General features: G+C 60.3%; 4 protein-coding genes and 1 pseudogene. All 5 read right to left on the reverse strand.

The features are described from left to right. Positions 1–539, reverse strand: a pseudogene (locus tag Q0C48_RS12000) (anthranilate synthase component I); the annotation flags it as partial. A 109-nt stretch (positions 540–648) separates the two neighbouring features. Further along, positions 649–1,332, reverse strand: coding sequence for a phosphoglycolate phosphatase (locus Q0C48_RS12005; protein ID WP_291524666.1), 684 nt, complete (start codon positions 1,330–1,332; stop codon positions 649–651). Positions 1,333–1,335: 3 nt separating this feature from the next. Next, a complete protein-coding gene (gene rpe / locus Q0C48_RS12010) occupies positions 1,336–1,998 on the reverse strand; it encodes a ribulose-phosphate 3-epimerase (protein ID WP_291524668.1) in 663 nt (220 codons plus the stop codon). 64 nt (positions 1,999–2,062) lie between these two features. Further along, a complete protein-coding gene (fba, locus tag Q0C48_RS12015; RefSeq protein WP_291524671.1) occupies positions 2,063–3,115 on the reverse strand; it encodes a class II fructose-bisphosphate aldolase in 1,053 nt (350 codons plus the stop codon). A gap of 108 nt (positions 3,116–3,223) precedes the next feature. Next, positions 3,224–3,596 (reverse strand): pyruvate kinase alpha/beta domain-containing protein (locus Q0C48_RS12020; protein ID WP_291524673.1); only part of this gene is annotated, 373 nt, incomplete at its 5' end.

The raw sequence follows: 3,596 nt of genomic DNA on the forward strand, positions 1-3,596 counted from the left end.
TGGGCGGGGTCGGCATGCACCAGCAGGCGGAGGGTCCCGCGCAGGTTGTCGAAGATCAGCAGTTCGTCGGCCACCAGCAACTGAATTTCCGGCAGATCCAGCGGGTCGGGCAAGGGGGCGCTGCGGGCGAGGCGGGGCTCGATAGTGCGGACGATGTCGTAGCCGAAATAACCGACCAGGCCACCACTGAAGCGCTCATCGGCATTCTCCAGTGGTGCCACATGGAAGCGCTTGCGGAAGGCGCTGATCCATTCCAGGGGATCCGCCGGAGTCGCCCGCTCGGTCTCGACGCCGTCCACATGAACAGTGACAACCCCCTGGGTGACCCGCAATATCTGTTGTGCCGGAAGACCAATGATGGAATAACGGCCCCACTTTTCGCCGCCCTGCACAGACTCCAGCAGGTAGGCATAGGGACCATCGACCAGTTTGAGATAGGCTGATAAGGGGGTATCGAGGTCAGCGATGACCTCACGGGAAAGGGGTATACGGTTGTAGCCCTGGCGCGCCAAAGCCTCAAAGGTTGCTTTTGGAATCACGGATCACCTCGTTAGAGCGATAGAAAAGAAGTCACTGCCTTTCAGCAGCAACGCCATCGCCTCTCCCAACCCAGTGTTTTCCGCATGGTGCCTTTGATTCCTCGCAAAGCTACGCCAGAATATCCAATAATTCGCTCATGTTGTCCAGTACCGCGTCGGGCTCCAGGCAGTGGACGGGTTCGTCGCCGTTATAACCGTAGGTCACGCAGGCAATGGGCATGCCCGCCGCCCGCGCCGCCTGCGTGTCGTTACGCGAATCGCCGACCAGCAGGCAGTTTCCCACCGGCTGATGAAAGTGTTCAGCCGTGTGGGTCAGCGGTAACGGGTCGGGTTTTTTGCGCGGCAGGCTGTCGCCGGACAAGACCAGTCCGAAGAAATCGTACAGGTCCAGTTGCTGGAGCAGCGGCACGGTGAAGGCCGCCGTCTTGTTGGTGATACATACCAGCTCCCGGCCCTGAGCCTGCAAGGCCTCCAGCGTGCCGCGCACCCCCGGGTAGATCACGCTATGGTCTAGCAGATGCTCCCCGTAGTACTTGCTGAAATCGACCATGGCCGCATCCAGTTCCACTTCGCTGGGATCACTGTGGATCGCCAGCGCGCGACGCATCAGTTCCCGGACACCGTTACCGATGAAGCCACGAATGACAGGCATTTCGGCAGGCGCACGCCCGAGTTTTTGCAGCACATGATTGGCCGCACCGGCCAGGTCGGGTGCGGTATCTATCAGCGTGCCGTCCAGATCGAGCAGGACGACGCGCGCGGTAAACGGTTTGCCGGCGTTCAGCTTTACCATGATTCAGCCTGCCAGGGCTTTGCGGAAAGCGGCGATGGTCGCGGCGTAGTCAGGGGTGTTATAAATGGCGCTGCCCGCCACGAAGACGTCGGCGCCAGCGTCGGCGACCCGCCGCACGTTATCCACCTTGACGCCACCGTCCACTTCCAGCTCGATGGCCTTGCCCGTGGCCTCGATGCGTTTGCGGATCGCCTCGATCTTGCGCAGGGTGTACTCAATGAAGCTTTGTCCGCCGAAACCGGGGTTGACGCTCATCACCAGTACCAGGTCGAGGTTTTCCAGCACATAGTCCAGCACGTTGAGCGGTGTGGCCGGATTGAGGGAGACACCAGCCTTACAGCCCAGGCTGTGGATCAACTGAATGGTCCGGTCCAGATGCAGCGTCGCCTCAGGATGCACCGTAATGATGTCAGCGCCGGCCTTGGCGAAGTCGGGAATGATGCTGTCCACCGGCGAGATCATGAGATGCACGTCCAGGGGCTTTTTGGTGTGCGGCTTGATGGCGGCCGCCACCAGCGGTCCGATGGTCAAGTTGGGGACGAAATGGTTGTCCATGACGTCGATATGGATGTAGTCGGCACCCGCCTCATCGACGGCGCGCACTTCCTCACCCAGACGGGCGAAATCCGCCGAAAGGATGGAGGGGGAAATCTTGAACTGGGTCATATTGCCTCCAAAACAGGGCGAGAGCGCCATGCGCCCTCGCCAGTCAACAGGTCGGTAGCGTGTTTTAGACGCCGGTGACGCGGGGTTCGAGCTCACCTTTGCTATAGCGCTTGAACATGGTATCCAGCGGGATGACCTTGATCTTGCTGGCCTGCCCGGCACAGCCGAAGGCCTCGAAGCGCTGGCGGCAGATATCGCGCATGGCATCGATGGAGGCCGTCAGGAACTTGCGAGGATCGAAGTTCTTGGGGTTTTTGTACAGGCTCTGGCGCACTGCGCCCGTTGCCGCCAGACGCAGGTCGGTATCAATGTTGACCTTGCGCACGCCGTATTTGATGCCTTCCTGAATTTCTTCCACCGGTACGCCGTAGGTCTCGCCGATGTCACCACCGAACTCATGAATAATCTTCAGCCAGTCCTGCGGCACCGAGCTGGAGCCGTGCATGACCAGGTGGGTATCCGGGATGCGGGCGTGGATTTCCTTGATGCGGTCAATACGCAGCACCTTGCCGGTCGGCGGCTGGGTGAATTTGTAGGCGCCGTGGCTGGTGCCGATGGCGATCGCCAGGGCGTCCACTTTGGTGGCCTGCACAAAACGGGCGGCTTCTTCAGGATCGGTCAGCATCTGGTCGTGGGTCAGGCAACCTTCGGCGCCGACGCCGTCTTCCTCGCCGGCCAGACCGGTTTCCAGGGAGCCGAGGCAGCCCAGTTCGCCTTCGACGGTGACGCCGACGGCATGGGACATCTCCACAACCCTGGCGGTGACGGTAGCGTTGTAGTCATAGCTGGCGGGGGTTTTGGCGTCTTCCAGCAGGGAGCCATCCATCATTACACTGGAGAAACCGGAGCGGATGGCCTGGATACAGACCGCCGGGCTCGCGCCATGATCCTGATGCAGGACAACCGGGATGTCCGGATATTCTTCGATGGCGGCCAGAATCAGGTGGCGCAGGAAGGGTTCGCCAGCATATTTGCGGGCGCCGGCGGAAGCCTGAAGGATGACCGCCGCTTCCATGATCGCGCGCACCTGTTCCAGGTTGTTGACGTTGAAAGCGGGAATTCCGTAGCTGTGCTCTGCGGCGTGGTCCAATAATTGGCGCAAGGAAACTAGGGCCATAACACTTCTCCTAAACGTGAATGAAAATTGATTGGGTTTTGAGCAATCGTATAGAGGGGGCCCGTAAACTGCAAGCGGACCCCGATATATATCCCAAAGCGAATTAACTCAAGCTCGGTGCGTAACATCACCTACGCGCACCAGCTTGAGGGTATTGGTACCACCGGGGGCACCCATAGGTTCGCCAATGGTGATGAGGATCAGATCGCCATCGCGGACGGCACCCCGCCGCCGCAGTTCGTCCTCTGCTGCCCGCATCACCTGCACGGGATCATCATGGCGACTCTGGGGGAAATTGACCGGGTGGACCCCGCGATACAAAGTCACCTTGCGCCGGGTATAAACCTGCGGTGTCAGCGCATAGATGGGCACCCGAGGGTTGGCACGGGACAACCATAAGGCGGTAGAACCGCTCTCAGTAAACGCCGCGATGGCCACAATGGGCGAGCGCATGGTGGCTAAAATGGCCGCTGCCGCGATG

The sequence above is a fragment of the Acidithiobacillus sp. genome (genome assembly GCF_023255755.1).
Lineage (GTDB): Bacteria > Pseudomonadota > Gammaproteobacteria > Acidithiobacillales > Acidithiobacillaceae > Acidithiobacillus.

Coding starts and splice junctions, on each gene's coding strand:
- Q0C48_RS12005 (WP_291524666.1), bottom strand. CDS start 1,332: ATGGTAAAGCTGAACGCCGGCAAACCGTTTACCGCGCGCGTCGTCCTG.
- rpe (WP_291524668.1), bottom strand. CDS start 1,998: ATGACCCAGTTCAAGATTTCCCCCTCCATCCTTTCGGCGGATTTCGCC.
- fba (WP_291524671.1), bottom strand. CDS start 3,115: ATGGCCCTAGTTTCCTTGCGCCAATTATTGGACCACGCCGCAGAGCAC.